Source organism: Sporotomaculum syntrophicum, from assembly GCF_009932395.1.
GTDB classification, from domain to species: Bacteria; Bacillota; Desulfotomaculia; order Desulfotomaculales; family Desulfallaceae; genus Sporotomaculum; species Sporotomaculum syntrophicum.
In genome coordinates this window covers 239,738-258,624 of the sequence record NZ_LSRS01000003.1, presented here as the reverse complement: position 1 = coordinate 258,624, position 18,887 = coordinate 239,738, and the positions used below count along the sequence as shown (strand labels likewise).

Annotated in this window: 21 protein-coding genes and 1 riboswitch; of the genes, 16 read left to right on the top strand and 5 right to left on the bottom strand. The window is 42.6% G+C overall.

Annotated features, from left to right (window positions below; genetic code table 11):
* The first annotated feature begins 4 nt into the window (after positions 1-4).
* The 3 genes from SPSYN_RS06215 (at position 5) to SPSYN_RS06205 (ending at position 1,948) form a co-directional block, all read left to right on the top strand.
* Positions 5-319, top strand: a complete 315-nt coding sequence (locus SPSYN_RS06215; RefSeq protein ID WP_161821629.1) for a hypothetical protein — start codon at positions 5-7, stop codon at positions 317-319.
* A gap of 483 nt (positions 320-802) precedes the next feature.
* The gene (locus SPSYN_RS06210; RefSeq protein ID WP_243152937.1) at positions 803-1,096 is read left to right on the top strand and encodes a cation diffusion facilitator family transporter; all 294 of its coding nucleotides are present in this window, start codon (positions 803-805) and stop codon (positions 1,094-1,096) included.
* 147 nt (positions 1,097-1,243) lie between these two features.
* A complete protein-coding gene (locus SPSYN_RS06205) occupies positions 1,244-1,948 on the top strand; it encodes a cell wall hydrolase (RefSeq protein ID WP_161821628.1) in 705 nt (234 codons plus the stop codon).
* 58 nt (positions 1,949-2,006) lie between these two features.
* Here SPSYN_RS06205 and SPSYN_RS06200 read toward each other — a convergent pair whose 3' ends face one another.
* On the bottom strand, positions 2,007-2,906 hold the full coding sequence (locus SPSYN_RS06200; RefSeq protein WP_161821627.1) for a PLP-dependent cysteine synthase family protein: 900 nt from the start codon (positions 2,904-2,906) through the stop codon (positions 2,007-2,009).
* 287 nt (positions 2,907-3,193) lie between these two features.
* On the opposite strand from SPSYN_RS06200, the gene SPSYN_RS06195 reads away from it, so the two are divergent.
* From SPSYN_RS06195 to SPSYN_RS06185, 3 genes are all read left to right on the top strand, one after another.
* A complete protein-coding gene (locus SPSYN_RS06195) occupies positions 3,194-3,604 on the top strand; it encodes a PaaI family thioesterase (RefSeq protein ID WP_161821626.1) in 411 nt (136 codons plus the stop codon).
* A gap of 70 nt (positions 3,605-3,674) precedes the next feature.
* Positions 3,675-4,382 (top strand): class I SAM-dependent methyltransferase, encoded by a 708-nt coding sequence (locus tag SPSYN_RS06190; RefSeq protein ID WP_161821625.1) that lies wholly within the window; start codon positions 3,675-3,677, stop codon positions 4,380-4,382.
* A gap of 293 nt (positions 4,383-4,675) precedes the next feature.
* Positions 4,676-5,392 carry a DNA alkylation repair protein gene (locus SPSYN_RS06185; protein WP_161821624.1) on the top strand — a complete coding sequence of 239 codons (717 nt, stop codon included), beginning with the start codon at positions 4,676-4,678 and terminating at the stop codon, positions 5,390-5,392.
* A 243-nt stretch (positions 5,393-5,635) separates the two neighbouring features.
* On the opposite strand, the gene SPSYN_RS06180 is transcribed toward SPSYN_RS06185, so the two are convergent.
* Together SPSYN_RS06180 and SPSYN_RS06175 are read right to left on the bottom strand one after the other, a co-directional pair.
* Positions 5,636-7,261: a CapA family protein gene (locus SPSYN_RS06180; protein WP_161821623.1), complete on the bottom strand. Its 1,626-nt coding sequence runs from the start codon at positions 7,259-7,261 to the stop codon at positions 5,636-5,638.
* A gap of 11 nt (positions 7,262-7,272) precedes the next feature.
* Positions 7,273-9,423 carry a DUF3160 domain-containing protein gene (locus SPSYN_RS06175; RefSeq protein ID WP_161821622.1) on the bottom strand — a complete coding sequence of 717 codons (2,151 nt, stop codon included), beginning with the start codon at positions 9,421-9,423 and terminating at the stop codon, positions 7,273-7,275.
* A gap of 362 nt (positions 9,424-9,785) precedes the next feature.
* Between SPSYN_RS06175 and SPSYN_RS06170 the strand changes: the two genes are divergently transcribed.
* From SPSYN_RS06170 to SPSYN_RS16165, 4 genes are all read left to right on the top strand, one after another.
* The gene (locus SPSYN_RS06170) at positions 9,786-10,181 is read left to right on the top strand and encodes a VOC family protein (RefSeq protein ID WP_161822212.1); all 396 of its coding nucleotides are present in this window, start codon (positions 9,786-9,788) and stop codon (positions 10,179-10,181) included.
* A gap of 44 nt (positions 10,182-10,225) precedes the next feature.
* Positions 10,226-10,990, top strand: coding sequence for an enoyl-CoA hydratase/isomerase family protein (locus SPSYN_RS06165; RefSeq protein ID WP_161821621.1), 765 nt, complete (start codon positions 10,226-10,228; stop codon positions 10,988-10,990).
* A 219-nt stretch (positions 10,991-11,209) separates the two neighbouring features.
* Positions 11,210-12,085, top strand: a complete 876-nt coding sequence (locus SPSYN_RS06160) for a hypothetical protein (RefSeq protein WP_161821620.1) — start codon at positions 11,210-11,212, stop codon at positions 12,083-12,085.
* On the top strand, positions 12,082-12,207 hold the full coding sequence (locus SPSYN_RS16165; protein ID WP_279279246.1) for a hypothetical protein: 126 nt from the start codon (positions 12,082-12,084) through the stop codon (positions 12,205-12,207). Before SPSYN_RS06160 ends, SPSYN_RS16165 begins: the two co-directional genes overlap by 4 nt.
* A gap of 48 nt (positions 12,208-12,255) precedes the next feature.
* On the opposite strand, the gene SPSYN_RS06155 is transcribed toward SPSYN_RS16165, so the two are convergent.
* A complete protein-coding gene (locus SPSYN_RS06155) occupies positions 12,256-12,993 on the bottom strand; it encodes a cysteine dioxygenase family protein (protein ID WP_161821619.1) in 738 nt (245 codons plus the stop codon).
* 32 nt (positions 12,994-13,025) lie between these two features.
* Positions 13,026-13,886 (bottom strand): epoxyqueuosine reductase, encoded by an 861-nt coding sequence (locus SPSYN_RS06150; RefSeq protein ID WP_243152936.1) that lies wholly within the window; start codon positions 13,884-13,886, stop codon positions 13,026-13,028.
* A 717-nt stretch (positions 13,887-14,603) separates the two neighbouring features.
* Here SPSYN_RS06150 and SPSYN_RS06145 point away from each other — a divergent pair.
* The 6 genes from SPSYN_RS06145 to SPSYN_RS06120 all read left to right on the top strand — a co-directional run bounded on the left by SPSYN_RS06145 (position 14,604) and on the right by SPSYN_RS06120 (position 18,871).
* Positions 14,604-15,011, top strand: a complete 408-nt coding sequence (locus tag SPSYN_RS06145) for a Na-translocating system protein MpsC family protein (RefSeq protein ID WP_161821617.1) — start codon at positions 14,604-14,606, stop codon at positions 15,009-15,011.
* A gap of 225 nt (positions 15,012-15,236) precedes the next feature.
* Positions 15,237-16,292: an alcohol dehydrogenase gene (locus tag SPSYN_RS06140; RefSeq protein WP_161821616.1), complete on the top strand. Its 1,056-nt coding sequence runs from the start codon at positions 15,237-15,239 to the stop codon at positions 16,290-16,292.
* A gap of 77 nt (positions 16,293-16,369) precedes the next feature.
* Positions 16,370-16,726 (top strand): hypothetical protein, encoded by a 357-nt coding sequence (locus tag SPSYN_RS06135; RefSeq protein ID WP_161821615.1) that lies wholly within the window; start codon positions 16,370-16,372, stop codon positions 16,724-16,726.
* A 61-nt stretch (positions 16,727-16,787) separates the two neighbouring features.
* On the top strand, positions 16,788-17,192 hold the full coding sequence (locus SPSYN_RS06130) for a hypothetical protein (protein ID WP_161821614.1): 405 nt from the start codon (positions 16,788-16,790) through the stop codon (positions 17,190-17,192).
* 213 nt (positions 17,193-17,405) lie between these two features.
* Complete coding sequence (cobU, locus tag SPSYN_RS06125) at positions 17,406-17,960, top strand: bifunctional adenosylcobinamide kinase/adenosylcobinamide-phosphate guanylyltransferase (protein WP_161821613.1); 555 nt, start codon at positions 17,406-17,408, stop codon at positions 17,958-17,960.
* A 73-nt stretch (positions 17,961-18,033) separates the two neighbouring features.
* Positions 18,034-18,208: riboswitch (cobalamin riboswitch) on the top strand.
* A 381-nt stretch (positions 18,209-18,589) separates the two neighbouring features.
* Positions 18,590-18,871 carry a hypothetical protein gene (locus tag SPSYN_RS06120; RefSeq protein WP_161821612.1) on the top strand — a complete coding sequence of 94 codons (282 nt, stop codon included), beginning with the start codon at positions 18,590-18,592 and terminating at the stop codon, positions 18,869-18,871.
* The last annotated feature ends 16 nt before the right edge of the window (positions 18,872-18,887 follow it).

The following is an 18,887-nucleotide window of genomic DNA, read 5'->3' as shown; positions in this document are numbered from 1 at the left end:
TATCATGAATAAACTTAAACGTGACATTCAGAGCATTATTAAAATCTTATTGGCTAACAATGTAACCGTAATTTACCCCACAAAGATAGCCCAACTGCTACAATGCCCGGTAGAGACTGTTGAAGATGTCCTTTTTGTGATGGCAGAAGAAGAAATACTTGAACACATGTTTGAAATGCATTGTGCTGACTGTGGAGAAATAATGGATTCATTTGAATCAACAAGATTCTTGTCAAGTGCCCCATTTCCTTGTCCTTACTGTGAAACGCAAATGGAATCAATTGATATGAATGAGACGGTAATGCTTTTTACCCAATAAAGCGGAACCATGTTTAGACCATAATTATCATAAAATCGTGACCGCCGATCTTGACTCCATGTGCTGATTAAAAGGTAACCCGACCGACGGATATACGCCAACAAATCACTTGGCTACGGTCGGGTTTATTAAGCCTAGCACATGGAATCAAGATTCTCCGCTTCGCTCCGACCGCAAGCGGCGGCTGGTTGTTGTGCATAGAGAAACTTTACCCTCCCTCTGGAGACCGCCATGTAAATATATTAAGTGGTTCCCTGAATAGAAGTGTGCCTCATTTAACACCGGAGTAATGGCTCTCCTTTTCCGGAATGGTGGCTCTATCATGCCGGAATAATTTGAGAACCTAACCCATTATCCACATTTGTTAAATTATAGGTGTAAAAAATTATTTATCGAAAACTGTAAAAATTTAATTGACATTCACAACTTGATTCGATTGTGGCTATTTTGGTAGCTTTGCTAATCGTCAAGGAAGCAGGGGATTTGTGCAGAAATGCCTTTGACTACCTTTTGGATTCTAAGTTGACTGATACTGAAGAGGCCAAAATTATAGCAGTTATTGAAAAACACGGTGATAAATTCAAAGGTTTCCACAAGCTTAAGACTAGGAAATCGGGAAATATGAGGCATATTGATTTCCATATTACTGTTGACCCATATACTACGGCTTTAGAATTACATGAAATTACCGGCTGTCTTAAAAAGGCTATGTGGGAAGAGTTCCAAAATACGCGGGTAAACATACATGTAGATCCTGTTGGGGAAGAAGATCAATAAGTTAAATGCAATACCGATTTACAACAGGAACACTCGCTACAAGTTTAAGGTATATATAAATATTGGCTTTTATCTGTAAAAGTGCATATCGCTTAATGTTTAAGAAAAATAATAACAATAAGTGTTTTACTTAAGCGAGGTGTACTCATGTACTTAGACCAGTGCAAACTACCCAAAGGTTGGATGCGGGAAAACAAATTATGGCAGGCATTTGGAGGAGGGCTGCTGGTTGTGTTGCTACTGGTGTCAGGCTGGAGCCTGCAGAAAGAAGGTAGGACGGTATTATCCTGGGGAGACCGTGGGTCTGATGTAACCAATATACAAAGGGACTTAAAAACAGCCGACTTTTATCATGGATCGGTTACAGGATTCTATGACCGTAAAACCACTGCGGCGGTGCGAAAGTTTCAACAACAAAAAAAGTTGAGCGTCAGCGGGGTGGCAGACAATCAAACCAGGGCATTGCTGGCCGCATTGGCTAGTCGGGAAAGGGAAATTACTGAGCAAAATATACGCCTGCTGTCCGCCCTTATTGAAAGTGAAGCGGCCGATGAACCGTTTTTGGGTAAGGTAGCTGTAGGGGCTGTGGTAGTAAACAGAATGCACAGCGGTATTTATCCCGCTACCTTGGAAGGGGTAATTTTTCAGTCCGGTGCTTTTCAGACAGTGAAGAACGGGCAATTCGGGCGACCTGTCAGTACAGATGCACGTCGGGCAGCCATAGATGCTTTAAATGGCGAAGATCCTACCGGAGGCTGCTTGTTTTTTTGGAACCCGGCCAAGTCTAACAGTCCCTGGAGTTGGCAGCAAAGAGAGGTTACTAAAATAGGCAGACATATATTTGCCAAGTAATATGTAAGATCAAGTGAGAACGCAATTAATTACGTTCTCACGACCCGGGTAATGCATATCAATGAGTCAGGTGAAATAATCCTGTACTCAGGTATTTCTCGCCCCTGTCGGGGAATATTACCACCACAAAACCTTCTTCAATATTTTTTATGCATTCCAATGCAGCAACCATGGCTGCGCCACTGCTCATACCAACAAAGATACCTTCCTGCGCTACAATATTTCTGGCCATCGCAAAAGCATCCTCGGATTCAATCATCACACTGTGGTCGATCTGGGTGGGATCATATATTGCCGGGACTATAGCCTCCTGCATGTTTTTTAGACCCTGGATATAATGGCCCACAACAGGATGAGCTTCAACTATCTGTATCTTAGGATTTTTGGCTCTTAAGCCCATTCCTACTCCCATGAGAGTACCAGAGGTACCAAGAGCGGAAACGAAATGGGTAACCTTGCCCTCGGTGTCCTCCCAGATTTCATGTGCGGTGGTTTCATAATGGGCCAGCTTATTATATTCATTGGAAAACTGGTTGGGCATAAAGTATTTATCGGGATAGGTACGGCAAAGTTCATGAGCTTTCATGATGGCTCCATCCGTTCCTTTGGTTGGATCTGTTAGAGTAGTTTTGGCTCCGAAAGCCTCAATCATTTTGCGGCGTTCAACCGAAACCGCTTCACTCATAACTATTTCAACCGCGTATCCTTTTACGGCACCTATCATAGCCAAACCAATCCCTGTGTTACCGGAGGTAGGTTCAATGATAGTTTTTCCAGGAGTGAGAGCGCCGCATTCCTCAGCCTGTTCAATCATTTTTATGGCAATACGATCTTTGATGCTCCCTGTTGGGTTAAAGCCCTCTAACTTCGCGTATAGCGGAATATGTGGTTTGGGATTTAATTTATTTATTTTAACGAGTGGAGTGCGACCAATAGTATCGATTATATTATCAAACATAAGCTCTTTCCCTCCTGATTGACTATTAAAGCTTGGATTTCTGCCAAACATATTATATATGATTATTCATGATAATAGTAAAAAAATTTGTTTAGCATAAATAATCATAATATTGAATCGGAGTATCAATTGGTTAATTGAAGTTTTATATGGCATAAATAATATTATTTGTATTCAAGGCCGGCCGGCTATGGTAAAATATAGTCTGAATATTTTAAAAAGACAAAAATGCATACTTAAATTGCACCTGAATTAAATGGACAAGAGTTGGTGAGGAGGAATAATTAATGAAACGTGAGATTACTTTAGAAACAATAAATAAACCCGGTCTAAATTGCCTTGCGGATATGCTTGGATTAGAAATATTGCAAATTGATGAAAAAAAACTGAAGAGCCGGATGAAAGTAACTCTCCAACATCTAGCTCCAAACGGTTATCTGCATGCCGCGACAATTATTGCTTTAGCCGATACAACATGTGGTTGGGGAACTTACATTAACCTCCCTGAAACTGCCGGCGGTTTTGCCACTATTGAATTGAAAAGTAATTTTCTCGGAACTTGCCTTGAAGGAACAATATATTGTGAAGCTGTTGCGGAACATATCGGTAAAACAACGCAAGTTTGGGATGCCACCGTTACAAATGAGGCCGGGAAAAAAATAGCATTATTTCGGTGTACGCAAATGATTACCTATTAGGAGGGGATAGCATGTACTACAGTTAAAAAAGAGGCTGACGTAAAACACCATTAGGCAGGGGTGAAAATTTATGCGAAAGGATAATATTAAAGATCCTTACAGAAGATTTTACGCCGATTTGGGTTTTGAACGGGCAGATTTGTTCGCGTTAATTAAAAAAAAATATAAATGCAATACCGTCTTATATCCCGGTTGCTCTATACATATAACGCCTTCTTTCTATTTTCAGCATGTCGTTTATGTCGATATAAGCGAAGAGGCAAGGAAATTTTTTCAAGATACACAAAATATAATAAATAGAATAAACAGCAATAAAAACTACAAACAATCGGTTTATATTAAGTTTATTCACAATGATTATAGCAATCAGCTTACACTAAGAGAGAACAACTATGATTTGTTGATTGCAATCTACGCGGGAGGTATAACAAAATCCTGCAAAAAGTATATAAAACCCGGAGGGATTATCCTAACCAACAACCATCACAATGATGCACAGGATGCTTTACAGGACTCAGATGTCAGGCTGGAAGCACTGATCCGTAGAAAGGGAAGGAAATATCAGGTTGAAGAAAGTACAGGAGAAAAACTGCTTAAAACACTGCAAAACCATAGTATACCGTTAAAAAATATGAGAATTTCAAATAACGGTATGGAATATGTGGATAATGAATATTATTTTGTGCTTAGAAAAAGTAGGGTGCTAGTTGATAAGCTGGCAGATGCTAATAATGAAGCACAAGGGGACGGTTCTTTTGTGTCAAATAAAAAAAGGTAGAGTTTGAGAGCGAGGCGTGAATAAATATCGTATTAAGCCTGCGGCAAATTGCACAGGATAACCGGTTTTACATTCGACATTGTGCGAAAGGTTAGCCAGTGACACAGAAGAACCGTCCCCTTGTGTCCTCATGATCAAGCCGATCATCAAATAGACAGTAAAGACGGTTATTTACTACCGTAGTGCCCCTGTAAGTAAGTTGGGGATGTTGCTAACAAAACTTAACGACGAACATAGAAAAAATATTGTTTTGTCTTAGGTGAGCGTGGCATCCGCTGCTGGGAGGAGATAAAGTGGTAAATTTTATAGAGCAGATAAGGCAGGAACTTCTGGAAAATGCTGATGAGACGACAAAGCAGAGCGGTAAAAGATTCTTTAAGGAGGAAGTTAAACTTTACGGCGTTAAAACCGCAATAGTCACCAAGATATCAAAAAAGGCATTTAAAATAATCAAAGACCTTCCCAAAAAAGATATTTTTAATTTATGTGAGCAGCTATGGAAGTCAGGAATGCTGGAAGAGTCCTTTATCGCGTGCAACTGGTCATATGAAGTGTATAAGCAGTATACCCAAGATGACTTTTTTGTATTTGAAAGATGGGTAAACGAATACGTAACAAACTGGGCATCATGTGATACCCTTTGCAACCATACCATTGGGACATTTCTGGAAATGTATCCTTCGTACATAGAAAAACTTAAAGAGTGGACCCAATCGAAAAACAGATGGGTCAGGCGTGCATCCGCTGTATCGCTTATCATACCGACGAAGAAAGGCCTTTTTAAAAATGATATATTTAAAATTGCAGACGTACTGTTATTAGACACCGATGACCTGGTTCAAAAAGGTTACGGCTGGATGTTGAAATCCACGTGTAATAATTATGAAGAGGACGTATATCGGTATATATTAAGCAAGAGAGAAATAATGCCCAGAACTGCATTAAGATATGCAATAGAAAAAATGCCAAAAGAAAAGAAACTAGAGGCAATGAAACGCCCCAAGGGATGAAAATATCAAACCACGGTTAAAGAAAGCGATTACGGAAACAGTACTAGCCAGGGATTATTCACTTATGGCAGGTTTGATAATGGTAATAGAGGATAAGCAACTGTGTGCGGTAAACCGGCCTGCCGGAAAATCAGTAAACAATACAGTGATTTTGACCTAAATAAAGCGGAGTCGCTGCTAAAATGTATGGAAATTGACGTCTGCAATGCCCCGGTTGCATTTTTACCTTCTTATTGCAGGCTCTTAGATTCCGGACTCAGAATCTAAAGTAATGCGGGAAAAACCCCACCCGTTCCACTCCCATAAGGTCACTTCTCTTCTGGCGGGGTCGGTATAACTGCCTTCGGTAACCACCAGCTCGTTTTTATCATCGTCATTAAGGTCAGTAAGAGCGGCGCGGTAATTGGGATGATCCAGGTTGGATGATTGCCACACCGGTTTAACGGCACCTTTTTCCAGCTTGAAGATAAAAAGGTGGTTTTTAATGCCGGTATCATCCTCTTCTAGCCAAAACGGCCTGTGGGGACCGAAACTTCCTTCTTTCCAAACCAGCAGGCTAAACTCCGGTAGACCATCGTTATTGGCGTCCCCCAAAAAGAAATAGTCCACCCACCAGTCGTTTGGTGATTGCCAGAGAGTGCGGGAAGCGCTTCGTACCGTTATTCTTCCGTTTCTTAAACTAAATTCTTCCAGGATGCCATCGCCGTCCATGTCGAACTGCCGGCTTTGCACCAGTCTGTATTCCGGCAGGGATTTACCGGCCTGAAATATATATTGTTCAGCTGCTGTGAAAGTCATTTTTTCATTATCCCAGGCCGGTACGGTTTGCATATCCAGTTGCAATCCCAGTTTTTCCAGCACCCTCTGTGCTTCCTGTCCGCTTAAAGCAACGGGACGCGCATTATCGTTGATATATACTGGCAGGAATTCTATCATTTCCACACTGTTTTCACTGATAAATATCCTGGCGACAATACCCTCCCGGGTGTCCCGGGACCAAAGCTGGTCAAAAATAAAGTTGCCCAGGCTATATAGGATGTATTTCCCCTGGTACTGTTCAATCTTTTGTACCACATGCGGGTGGCTGCCCAACACCAGATCAGCCCCGGCATCTATGGCAAGGTGGGCAAAATATACCTGGGTATCGTCCGGTTTAGAAGCATATTCAATGCCGGCATGCAGGTATACCACCGTGAAATCGGCGTTATCAGCCGCTTCCCTGACGGCAGCAGCGACTTTTTCAGGTTTCAAAACAGCTGTGCCGGGGCCATCATCAGCCATGTAGGAATCCGGTACAAATGTCAAATCATTAAAAGCCAAAAAAGCAAGTTTTACACCCTTTACCTTCATATATCTCGGGGCAAAGGCTTCTTGCTCATTGTTACCGGCACCGGCATAGTAGATTGCAGTGCTGTCCAGGTAACACATGGTGTCCTGTATCCCTTGTTCGCCAAAATCCGGTACATGGTTGTTGGCCAGTGACAGGATATTAAAACCGGCATCTTTAAGGGCTGCAGCCATACAGGGGTCGGTTCTTAAAACCATCTCGGGAATCTTTATTTCCCGACCCGGGGTTAACGGCCCCTCCAGGTTGCCGAAGACAATGTCCCCATCTTGCAAAAACCATTTAACGCCGGCAAAGGGGTAGTTCGGGTCGTTGTGTTCATTTATTTTTTGAGCCACGTACCGGGAGAGCATGATATCTCCCACAGCCACCAGGCACAGTGGTTCATGTTTCTCCGGCAACTGCATGCGGTACTCATTAAAAGCCGCCATGTCATGGAAATTCCCGCTGCCGGCATGTTGCTGCGGGGTACAGGCGCAGGAGCAGTACAGCAGACCTACCGCCGGCAGGAGGATCAATAGCAACCGTGGGACTCTCATTGGGCGATAAAGGTTTTGGTCCACCCGGCCAGGGGTGGTGTCTGCCCTGAGTTCAACAGTTCATGCCATTTTTTATCGGTTAAGCGGTCGCTGAGCGGCCAGGAAAACTCATAGTGGGAGTAAACACCACCCCTGGCAATTCTCAGGCTGCCATCAACAGGCACCACAGCATAAACCTCAAAGATGTTTCCCGTGGCTTCCTGCAGTACCCGACCCCCTGGATCGGTGGCCACATCCGTCACTAGTGCCGCAGGATTTTCATCTATTGCCGAGCGGTGGTCCACCCCTATGTCACTCAGTGCTTCCAGCCAGAAATGTTCCAGCTGCCCCCCGTAGGAACGGATTAGTTCATATTCCTCGTCGGTCAGGGGTATATTGGAAAGTTCCTTTTCCGATATGGTCTTTAAGGTAAGGGCTAGTTGCTCCAGTCGGTCCAGGCTGTCCCGGTCCTTCTGAGCTAGAAGATTCCGCGCTTCTAGACCATCCCGGGTCATGTCTACCAATGCGGCTAGGCGGGCATATAGGTGCGGGTTGGGCTCTACATAACCACGGTCATCCACTCCAGCCATACCGCCGCCCATTTCAGCATAAATTTGTTTGGCGTAAAGGATAGTATCGTGCTTGAGCTCTGTCCAGCTGGCTAAAAAACAATTCAGGTCTTTCCTGTTCCAGGCCTGGCTTTGCATAAATGAGGGATAACTTTTCCCTTTTTCCTGCAGCAGAGGTTCAAGGGTATAAAGCCAGCCCCAGTACAGGTTCTGTGTCCAAATCCCTTTATCCAGACCGGCGATGTATTGCCGTAGTTTATTCATATTATCAGGATAGCCCTCGTACTGTGTTGCCCCTTCATTTTTCAATATGGTGTAAGCTTCCTCAGAGCCCATGGCTGCCGGGATGTCCAAACCCCTGGGCAGCATTCTGCGCTCGCCCTGGCTATTTTCTTTAACATCGCGGTAAACCAGCCGCTGGAAAACGGCGGCATCCAGGGTAAACCGTTGCCCCATGAAGCGAAAGCCTTTGATTGCACCTTCACGATCGGGTTGTATATCCTCTTCAAAAATGGGAATGGAGTTGATAACCGGGGGTTCCAGCTCTGCTGCCGCTTCCATAAAGGCGGCCCATTTTTTATCGTCGGATGACAGGTCTTTTAAACCAGCCCCGGTACCAAAGGTTTTGTCCAACAGTTCTCGGTATTGCGGGTAGGACAGGTCGTCGGCCTTGCCTACAAAAAAGCTGGTGGGCTGGTATATTTTATCCCATTTTTGCTTTAAATCACTTTGACCAAGAGCTGAAGTTATCAAAACAGCAGATTTGGTTTCATCCTCACTATTGAGCCGGAATGTCATTCTCCCATACCACATCATAGCCTTGAAATATGATTGCAGCAGCTCGTCAGTAGTGTAGTGGCCCCGGGGAATGTACTGGGAGTAATCCTCTTGCAGGGTGTCCGGACTCTTCAGGTCCTGCCCCATATTCATTAAAGGTGAGTTGCAGATGCCGGCACTGTTTTCGATTAGCCGCAGTTCCTCTTCCACAACCTGCTCTACCTGATATGGAACAGTTTTTTGGGGATCTAAGAGCTTTTCGGCCACGGCGAAAAAACCAACGTTTCTACGGGCGGCGTTCTCCCAATCGCTTCCTTTAAGGGCGGCATATTGTTTTTGGGATATGTTGAGCATGGCTGCGGTAAGCTCTTTTAATTCCGGAGCCAATTTTTCCTTTTCAATAACCCGCAGAAGGTGACTGAAGAACAAATGGTAATTATGCAGCATTGAATCAGTGGTAATAAAGCTGGGCACCGGATCATACAGGTTGATTTCATAGAGCATGAAAAACTCCCGGTGGTGTTGGTTGGGCACCACCACAAATCCGTTTTCCACCAGCAACCGCTTTGCCTCCGGAGAGAGTTGAAACATCTCCTTATTAGTTACATTGGCTAGCTCCGGATCTACCTCATAGGGGTCCAGAGCGGCCGTGGAAAAGTTAACCGGCACATCTTTATATGTAGCAAAATCCGAAGCTAGGGCTACTTCCCCTTTTATATGATCCTGCCCTGCTTGCCCGGTATTACCGCTGCAACCGGATATAACAGCGATAAGCAGCAATATGTTAATTAACCATGCACAGACTATTCCTTTCCTTTGCATATCCATTTACCTCCTTTTATTGACAGATTAATTAGCTTGTTTGTTCAGCCACAACGTTGCATTAAAATCCACTTTTTATAAAACACAAGACGAAGATGGATACCCGCGTTCAACTCTTTACCATGCTTTCGCATAACATTTATTAGGTGTCTAGATTCAACAAATGGCTGCAATTTCCTGCAGGTTATAATTCATGACTTGCCTCATGATTGATTTTTGTAGACACACATGAAGGACTTACCGATGTGGACGTGTTCTGTGAGTTGCTGATTTTCTAACTTGTAAGTTAGCTCTTCTTGATGATACAATTAAAATTAAGGTAATTTTGTGGCAATTTTGAAATTAAGGAGGGGTAGACCTTGGTGAAACCGGAAAAAATTGACCATATCTGCATTGCCGTGAAAGATCTCAAGGAAGCGGTGGCACATTACACCAAAGCTTTTCAGCTGGAACAGGTGGATGCCTATGTGGATGAACCGGAAAAAATTAACGTTGTGCGCTTTAAGGTCGGCGAGGTAGCCTTTGAGCTAATGGAATCAACCAGTGAAGACGGGGAAGTAGCCAAGTTTATAAAGAAGAACGGGGAAGGCGTCTTTTTAATCTCCTTTAAAGTGCCCGATGTGGCTGAGGCAATTAAGGAATTAGACAAGGAGGGCATTAAGATACTTGATGAAACACCAAGAAAATGGCGGAACAGCAAATTTACCTTTTTAAATCCAAAAGACTACCACGGGGTTTTAATTGAACTAATTGATTAGATTTTATAAATGACAAAAACATGATTGGACATGGAGGGTATTATATGAGCTACAATTTTATCAAAGTTAAAAATGAAGCCGGTTTAATTACCATTACCCTGAACAAGCCGCCGCTGAATGTAATAACGATACCTATGCTGGCGGAATTAGCCGACGCTTTTGCCTGGACCAAGCAGGAACCGGCGAAACTGATCCTGTTAAATGCCGAAGGCAAAGCTTTTTCCGCGGGAGTAGACGTAGCCGATCATACACCTGATAAAGTAAACAAAATGATTGAGACTTTGGATCGTCTTTTCATTAACATGTATGAAAACGAGAAACCTATTGTCGCAGCTGTTCATGGCTTAGTGCTCGGTGGTGGTTATGAAGTGGTTATGACCTGCGACATGGTGGTAGCCTCGGAAAAAGCCAGGTTCGGACAGCCGGAAATAGCGGTCGGGGTATTCCCGCCCACTGCTGTCGTGTGGCTTCCCCATTTAACCCGCATGCCCCATGTCATGGAAGTGGTTTTAAGCGGTGAGATTTTCGATGCCGCCAAGGCTGATAAACTGGGACTGGTCAACGCTGTTCTGCCCGCTGACTCCTTTGAAGCAGGCGTGCAGAAGTTCTTGCAGAAGTTCATGACCATGAGCCCGGTAGTGCTGGCCTGTACTAAAAAAGCTATCAAGGCCGGTTTAAATAAAGGCTTTGTCGAGGGCTTAAAGGCCATCGATAATATTTACCTGAATGAACTAATGGCTACTGCCGATGCCAAGGAAGGGCTGGCCGCCTTTATGGAAAAGCGTCAACCGGTCTGGCAGGGTAAGTAAAATTATATTTATATATGGTAGTAGGCTCCCGCGTGTGTTTAACATAGGGGGCCTTATCTTTCACAAGCCGTATCAACCTGTTTCGCAACGTCTGTCACTTTGAATGGCAGACATTATTTATTTGTTTTTACAGAATTTATGCTAAGTAAGCAAACATTACGTAACACAAGTTTCATCTGAGACAGACGTCCCAGTGTTAATGAGGGATTGTGATGTGCAATGATAGAAAAGGATGCCGTCGCAAATAATGCAATTATAGTAAACACACTAGCTATTATACTTGCTGCATCCATTGCGATAATACTTCATGCTGTTATGCCTGCCGGTGTAAATACAGAGAATTTTGATAGTGTATTTGTTAAGCTTTTAGGATTTCCTGTAGTTGCGGCTTCCTACTTTGTTTTACTATTTACACACTGTGTCGTGGTAATGCGATATTTGGGAAATCAGTCAAATGTCCCCAAACTGCAAATTGGAATTCGTTTTGGGTTAGCCTTTGCAATACTATATTTCTTTGGAATGCAGGAAGTAGTTGTTGAGGGCTCTCCTTTTGGAGAATGGGGGGTTGCATTCGTTAGCTATCAATTCTTTATAGGCGTGGGCGATGCAATACCCGTACTGCTACTATGTGGGACAGTAGCATATTTTACATTGGACAATGCGAACACCTGTTTACCTGTACAAACCTTAAGGAGAACAGAAAAAATCAAAGTAGTTATCTTTATTACGCTTGCTTTTTTGACTGAGCGGGTAATTGGCTATGAAACAGGTATAATTACGGGTAATTGCAATACATATCCTATTCCGTGTTATATATGGACAATATTATTTGGCATGGTACTGGGATATTGTTATTTAGTTTTATACCCGGTACTAGTCAGAGAACAGAACAAATTACTGCTGTCCATCAAACTTCTTGTACAAACTATAGGAGTAAACTGGATAATTTTTAATAGCTTTATTGGGTTGATTTATAATGGTTACATGTCACAGATGCTTTTACGAAGCGGTATAGATGTAGCGATACTTTTCTTATCCTGCATTGTAATCAGCAACTACTTTATAAAACCTGATATACGCGAAAATTCGGTTTGAGCGAAATAACTTTAGCCGGGGCCAGGCAAAGCCAGCACCTTCTGGACAATGCGGCGGATATCGCGGTGGCGGATACTGCCAACAACAAAAGCGACCACGAGGGTCGCATATTTTTTGCATAAAAATATTAAAGCATTCTCATTATGGGGTATGCCTGAATGAAAATGACGTTATTTGTCCCCCATTTTATCCAGGGAATACTTACATTCATTCAGAACATAATTCGGTTCCGCTGAGTTTAGTGCAGTCAATAATACTTTCTTAGCCCAATCCTCGGAAATGGATCCCAGGGTTTTAATGGCCAGCATTTTCTTGTTGATGGCTGGTGGATAGACTCGTATGGCAGTATTGAAATGAGGATCATAATAATGGATAAAGCCTTTGCGTATTGGCGTTCCATAGACATGTATACTTACCGCCACCTGGTTATTTAGAGCTTGCATCTGATGAATCCCGTCATGCAGTGGTAAGACAAAAGTGGTTTCCCCGGGTGATAAGGTAGCATCGGCAATCTGTTTAACTTCAGCATGGTTAACATCTAACCCATCATCCACCCTGGCAAACTTTCTTTCTCGCACTTGGTTTATATGTGCTCCAACTATTCCCCAGGCTCCATGGTCATGAATGGGATAACAAACTCCGGGCTCCCAGATAAAAGCTCGTACTGAAAAAGCTTTGTCAGGACTAAAATAAAGTTGAATATCATTCGGGTCAATGGACTGCCATTGGTTTTGTAAGAAGACCTGATCCAAGACCAATCGAGACAAGGTGTCCTTGAACCAATCATGATTACTGACCAACTCACTTAACATTGCCCGGCCGTTTACCAGTAGTTCAGGCCACTCGGGTTTTTGATCCAACAATGCTTTGAATTGCTGACAAAACTGTTCAAGATTATTAATGGTCATGTTTAATCAAATCCTCCCCCAATATTTACTAATTATTTGTTGGGTTTACTGTTGCGCGGGTAGTCCTTGTTCCAACTCCCGTAGTTGCGAACATGTGTCCATGATTTGTATACCGGATCATCAGGGTTGATAGACAGGGCTTCATCCTCTTGCAGGTATTTTTTCATGATGCCCTTCTGTGTGTATAAGCTGCGATCTTTACCGATGGGACAAACCTTTGTGCAAATCCCACAAGGAGACACCTTATCAACGTTTAGTTCAATATGCCTGTCTATGCAGGCCATTACATCATAGTCACCCTTAACTTGATCCTCACGTAAAGTCAGGGCATTTACCGGACAACATTTAACACAGGCCTCGCATTTAATACATAAATCCTTTACGATTACAGGATCAGGTTCTAAAACGGCAGCAGTGAAGACAGACACGAACCGCACACGGGGTCCGAATTCAGGGGTAAGGAGACAATTATTAAGCCCAATTGTTCCCAGTCCCGCATACTTTGCGGCCATAACATGGCTAAAAGCCGCCCGGGGCCTGTCCTTCAAGAGACGGAGGCTGGCAAATCCATCTCTAGTAAAGAAGTAAGCTGCTTGACCCTGCCGATTCAGAAAACGAACCAGATTGAAGGCCAGGTCATCCAGCGTTCGGTTCGCGGCAACATAAGTCTCCTTGTGCAAGAATGAAGGAGTTGTTTCAACGATGGGCAAAGGCATTGAAACTCCTATTACAATTACGGAACGGGTTGGTTCCCATAAGGACTGAGGCCTAAAGTCAGGTGGAACCTCGTTATATTCATCCCAGCGCTCGACTGGAGCAAAGCCGATAATATCTGCACCTGCATCCTGAGCAAATTGCTTAATTAGAGTTTTAAGCTCATTATCTGTTTTCAAAAAGTAATCTCCTTTCATTAATCAACAAGATAGTAATTTGCATCATTATGTGAATTATATAAAACTGTTTTGTATCGGCTGTCCCTTCCTCTGAGCTGGCATTATTATCACCTTTGACAGGTTCTCAACCGTCTGTCAAAAGAGTAGTTGGTATGGTTGTTTTTTATTGTAGGCTGAGCAGTTAGACTTTGTCAACAGTTGTGACAGTGAGACTTTTGCGTGCATAACTGCGCACGATTTTGCACGGCGATTTGAATTATCTTTATGCCCCGGTGGAGTTGAGCCCGCATTGATATGATCCAATGCTAGTAAAAAAACAGGAAGCCATATTTAGCCTCCTGTTTGCGAGATAACTATCACAGATTTATCCGGAATATGAAAAACATACTAAGGTTAAGCCGGTACAAAACAAGCCCTCTGTTACAGCTATTTATGGTGTAATTAGTCGTTTAGACTCAAAGCTGGGTTTGTTACAGAAATACTGTACAATTTTTTTGACTAACGCAACATTCGACAGTATTGACAAATAAACGACAATATATTATTGTATATGCAAAGAAAATGCTTCAAATAATTGATGGTAATCACAAGATTACCTTCGGGTGGTCTGTGGAAGACCAAATTTTCTAGGGAAACTGCAATCATATTATCCCTTAACAAAATTGTTCTTATTTATTTGTCTTATCCTAAATAGTGTAATTTATGGGGGCGAATTAGGTGGGGGATAACTTAATTAATGCTTTCAGTAGGGAAAAAACTAAACCTAAATTGAGCGAGCAGCAACGCAAAAAATTGCAGCATGAATTTAAGCTACATATGGAGCAATATTTTAAACAGAAATTAGGTAAAGGCGTTGACTATACCAAAGTTACTATTTGCGAAGATATGCTGGTTATAAGGGGGGAAGGTTTTTTAACGGAGCCGGAAAAGTTTATTGCACAGACCCCCTCGGGAAGGAGAACAATTAGAGCAGCAAGATCTCACGTAGCGCTGCAGCACTTTCAGGACAACATCAGATATTTTGAGGAAAAATTAGGTGCCAAGGTAATCCATAATATAGGCGGCATGGAACCGGACAAGGATTTTTGGATGAATACTTTGATTTTTGATCGTTCTTTTACTTAAACCCAGGCACATTGGCTAATTGAATAGTAAATATTCTTGGTAGGCTATCGAAATACCTTCGGGTGGTTCGCGGAAGACCAAGGTTATTAAGGAAATTCTAGTAGATTGTTCCTTAATAACCTTGGTCTTTTATATTTTCAGAAAATGAGGATAGTTTTTTAAATAATTATTACGAAAACAACCTTGAAGATAAATATAAACATAAAAATAGGGAGGAGAACAAATATGCTAGAAACTATGAAGGCCTTGGTTTATCGCGGACCAGAAAAGATTGGTTTGGAGGATGTGCCGGTACCAAAAATTATTGAGCCGGATGACGCCATTGTTAAAGTTACTACATCTACCATTTGTGGAACAGACATTCATATCTGGCACGGCGGTATGCCGGAAGTTGAGCCCGGAAGAATAATTGGCCATGAGTTTGTGGGGGAAGTTGTCGAAATAGGACCTGCCGTCAGAAACTCCAAAGTAGGGGATAAAGTTGCCGTTTCCTGTGTTACGCAGTGTGGTGAGTGCTTCTATTGCGTGCGTGGCATTTATTCTCATTGCACCACCGGCAGCTGGATTTTCGGTTATATGATTGACGGCTGCCAGGCAGAATATGTTAGAGTTCCCCATGCCAATTTGGGGTTGTTTGAAATACCCGATGGCTTGACAGAGGAAAATGTACTACTCGTTGGTGACATCCTATCAACCGGCTACTTCGGTGCGGAAAACGCCGCGATTGAACCGGGTGATACTGTAGCGGTGATAGGTTGCGGACCTGTAGGTATGTGCGCTATGACAACAGCTAGGTTATGGGGGCCTTCCAAGATAATTGCTGTTGATATCAACCAGCAAAGGTTGGATGTCGCGTTAGCTCAAGGTATAGCTGATGTTGCAGTCAATCCCCTGAACGGAGATCCCGTTGAGCAAATCATGGAATTAACCGGAGGTAGAGGAGCTGACAGAACTATTGAGGCCAATGGTTTTAAGGCTACCTATGAGATAGCATTAGATGCTGTAAGACCTGGTGGTAACGTTTCCTTAATCGGCGTTTTTGAAAAGTCCCAGGAACTTCCCATGAACAGGCTTTGGATAAAGAACATTAAGATCAGTATGGGTCTGGTTAATGCCAACCGGATTCCGGAATTGATTAAACTAATTCAAGCAGGGAAAATCAGCACCGACTTCCTGCTTACCCATCGGGCTCCCTTAAACGATATTGTCACCGGTTATGATGTCTTTGGCAATAAAAAGGATAACTGCTTGAAATGGGTTATAACTCCTTATCAGAGATAAGGAAAGTTTAAGCTAGAGAAAATGGCTGCACAATGAGTATATAGTTCGTTGTGCAGCCATCAATAAAGTCATTAATAGTGGAAGATGCTATTGTACATATTTTAAATATGGTGATATTTATGATGGAACATCAACAGTTTTTTTATCAAAACATGACAGCAAATATCAAGAGTAAGTTAAATAATAAAAAAGAGTTGAAACCAAAGAGAGCAATAGGGGTTTTTTCTCCCCTGGATGAGTATAATCCCTGTAAAATATTAGACCTAAAAGACTTAATCAATCATCAAAAGAACTCTAGTTTTAGAGAAGAAGGAATTGGTAAGGTATTATTGAATGTTCTAATTAGTTTAATCATCTGCATAACTTTGTGTAATCAGGCAAAAAGCCTGAACGATCCGTGCGCCATACAGGGTTCTATGAAAGAAAGCTGTTGATACTCTTCTCAGCTTTCTTTTTTTTACTAAATATTATAATTTATAGGAGGAGGTCTTTATTATGAAAAGATGCCGTTGCGACGAATTTGACTATGTGCATGAGTGGAATACGACATCGGACAAGAGTCCCGACTGGGTTAACGAACTGATTGATTTTTATTTCCCCGACAACGAGAAGATTGACCTGGCCCGCGGGAATACCAGAAATTATTTTGAGGCGATGACAACCTCCGGTCCAGATCTTCTGTGGCGTAGCGACGAATACGGTTATGTACATGAGGGGAATGCAGAAACGGACAGGAGCCCCAACTTTGTTAAAGAATTCATTGATTATTATTTCCTTGATAAAGAAACAATAGACCAGGTCCGTGGGAAAACCAGAATTACTTTCAGATTTTGGGGATTGGAACAACCTTCTAAAAAAGCATCTCCCAGAAAATTAATTTTCGGTAAATTGGTGGGCTAAAGCCGGTTCATATCCCGAAAATGTTTATGACGCAGACCTGGTGTTTATCATTAAAACGCCAATTTGGTAATTAAGTTAACTGGCCGGCTTTAAATAAAGGTTAGCCCGAACATTTGGCGAACTGTATTGCTTAGTGTTTTTCGTGTCAAGTTTAAGAAACGCCGAACAAACTGCCTGGTCCTTACAATCTAATTTAATGAAGGTGGGTCAATTTTGGCCAAAGGAGAAATAACTTTGATTATCGGTGGTGCCCGCAGCGGCAAAAGCAGTTTGGCTGAGAAACTGGCCGGGGCAGCTAACGGGGCGGTGGTTTACGTAGCCACCGCCGGTGTGCATGATGATGAGATGGCCGAGCGAGTTAGACAACATCGCCTGCGCCGGCCGGACAAATGGCGTACGGTGGAGGAAACCCACCGGTTGCCGGGCGTATTGCTTACGCTCCCCCGGGGGGCGGTGGTTCTGATAGATTGTTTGACTCTCTGGATGTCTAATTTGTTGCTGGATGATGCCAAAGAAGATTATATTATTGACCAGGCCAGGGGAATAGTGCAGGTGGCGCGCAATAGACAACTGCATTTAATCATGGTCAGCAATGAGGTGGGCTGTGGTCTGGTGCCCGAGTATGAATTGGGCAGGGTATACCGAGATGTAGCCGGACGGGTCAACCAGTTACTTGCCGAGCTCTCCGACCGGGTTATATTTGTTGTGGCGGGTTTGCCGCTGGAGTTAAAAACACCGGCGGGAGGCAGTGGAACAAAGGGAATTTGATCATGCGACCCTAAACAATTTGAATGAAATAATATTTTTTTGTTATGATGAAAGGGTTATACCAGTTAACAAATAAATATTTTATTTTACAGGTGCCAACCAAGTTGGAGAATAGGGAGCAGAGTGAGATTCCCGGACGGACCCGCCACTGTATTGGGGAGCAATTGTCATACCACCTTTATTTAGGGGAAGGGACAAAAAATGCGATGAACCTGAGTCAGGAGACCTGCCTGTAAAATTACAATGCCGGCTTCGCGTTATAACCGGTAGTTGTGAGGATGATGGTAAAGTCCGCACCTGTTTTAGGATGCGGATTTTTATATTAATGCAAAGGAGGCAATCGTTGGCATGAATATCGAACGCTAAATAAAAAATATTGGATCTAGATGATGAGGTTATGCAAAAGGTAACAGCCAGACTCAACCAATTGACCAAAGCCGAACAGGCCATATTCAATTAATAGTGCAGTTATCCTGTTCTCTAACAAAGAAAAAACCCTTATAATAGAGATAAAGGTAGTCCTTGCCCAAATATCTAAAATAAGGAGATTGCAAATGCAGGACAAGGATTACAACAAAATCCATATTTTCATCTACTAACTGACTTTATTAAGCTGGGAGGATTAGCTTATGAAAAAGTTCAAACCATTTGAGTTGGTTATGTTGCTTGGTATATGGCTAGCTCTAATCATACCCCTTGTCGGATATATATCTCTATTATTTTATCCCTGGGGTGAAGTAGAAAGCTACTATACCTTGTTTAAAAGTGGAGCTATTATAAGTATCGTTGTAAATTTTTTTGCTGACTTTAAAGGGAAGTGGATAGAAAACCGGTTTTTGCTTTTGTTAGGACTAATAATTAACATTCCTGCCATTTATATTGTGCTTAAAGGCATGTTTGATTTTATTTAATACATAAGTTGACGGC

Excerpts from the sequence above, each read along its gene's own strand:
- SPSYN_RS06215 (WP_161821629.1), top strand. The coding sequence starts at position 5 with ATGAATAAACTTAAACGTGACATTCAGAGCATTATTAAAATCTTATTG.
- SPSYN_RS06205 (WP_161821628.1), top strand. The coding sequence starts at position 1,244 with ATGTACTTAGACCAGTGCAAACTACCCAAAGGTTGGATGCGGGAAAAC.
- SPSYN_RS06200 (WP_161821627.1), bottom strand. The coding sequence starts at position 2,906 with ATGTTTGATAATATAATCGATACTATTGGTCGCACTCCACTCGTTAAA.
- SPSYN_RS06195 (WP_161821626.1), top strand. The coding sequence starts at position 3,194 with ATGAAACGTGAGATTACTTTAGAAACAATAAATAAACCCGGTCTAAAT.
- SPSYN_RS06190 (WP_161821625.1), top strand. The coding sequence starts at position 3,675 with ATGCGAAAGGATAATATTAAAGATCCTTACAGAAGATTTTACGCCGAT.
- SPSYN_RS06175 (WP_161821622.1), bottom strand. The coding sequence starts at position 9,423 with ATGCAAAGGAAAGGAATAGTCTGTGCATGGTTAATTAACATATTGCTG.
- SPSYN_RS06165 (WP_161821621.1), top strand. The coding sequence starts at position 10,226 with ATGAGCTACAATTTTATCAAAGTTAAAAATGAAGCCGGTTTAATTACC.
- SPSYN_RS06160 (WP_161821620.1), top strand. The coding sequence starts at position 11,210 with ATGATAGAAAAGGATGCCGTCGCAAATAATGCAATTATAGTAAACACA.
- SPSYN_RS06155 (WP_161821619.1), bottom strand. The coding sequence starts at position 12,993 with ATGACCATTAATAATCTTGAACAGTTTTGTCAGCAATTCAAAGCATTG.
- SPSYN_RS06140 (WP_161821616.1), top strand. The coding sequence starts at position 15,237 with ATGCTAGAAACTATGAAGGCCTTGGTTTATCGCGGACCAGAAAAGATT.
- SPSYN_RS06130 (WP_161821614.1), top strand. The coding sequence starts at position 16,788 with ATGAAAAGATGCCGTTGCGACGAATTTGACTATGTGCATGAGTGGAAT.
- SPSYN_RS06120 (WP_161821612.1), top strand. The coding sequence starts at position 18,590 with ATGAAAAAGTTCAAACCATTTGAGTTGGTTATGTTGCTTGGTATATGG.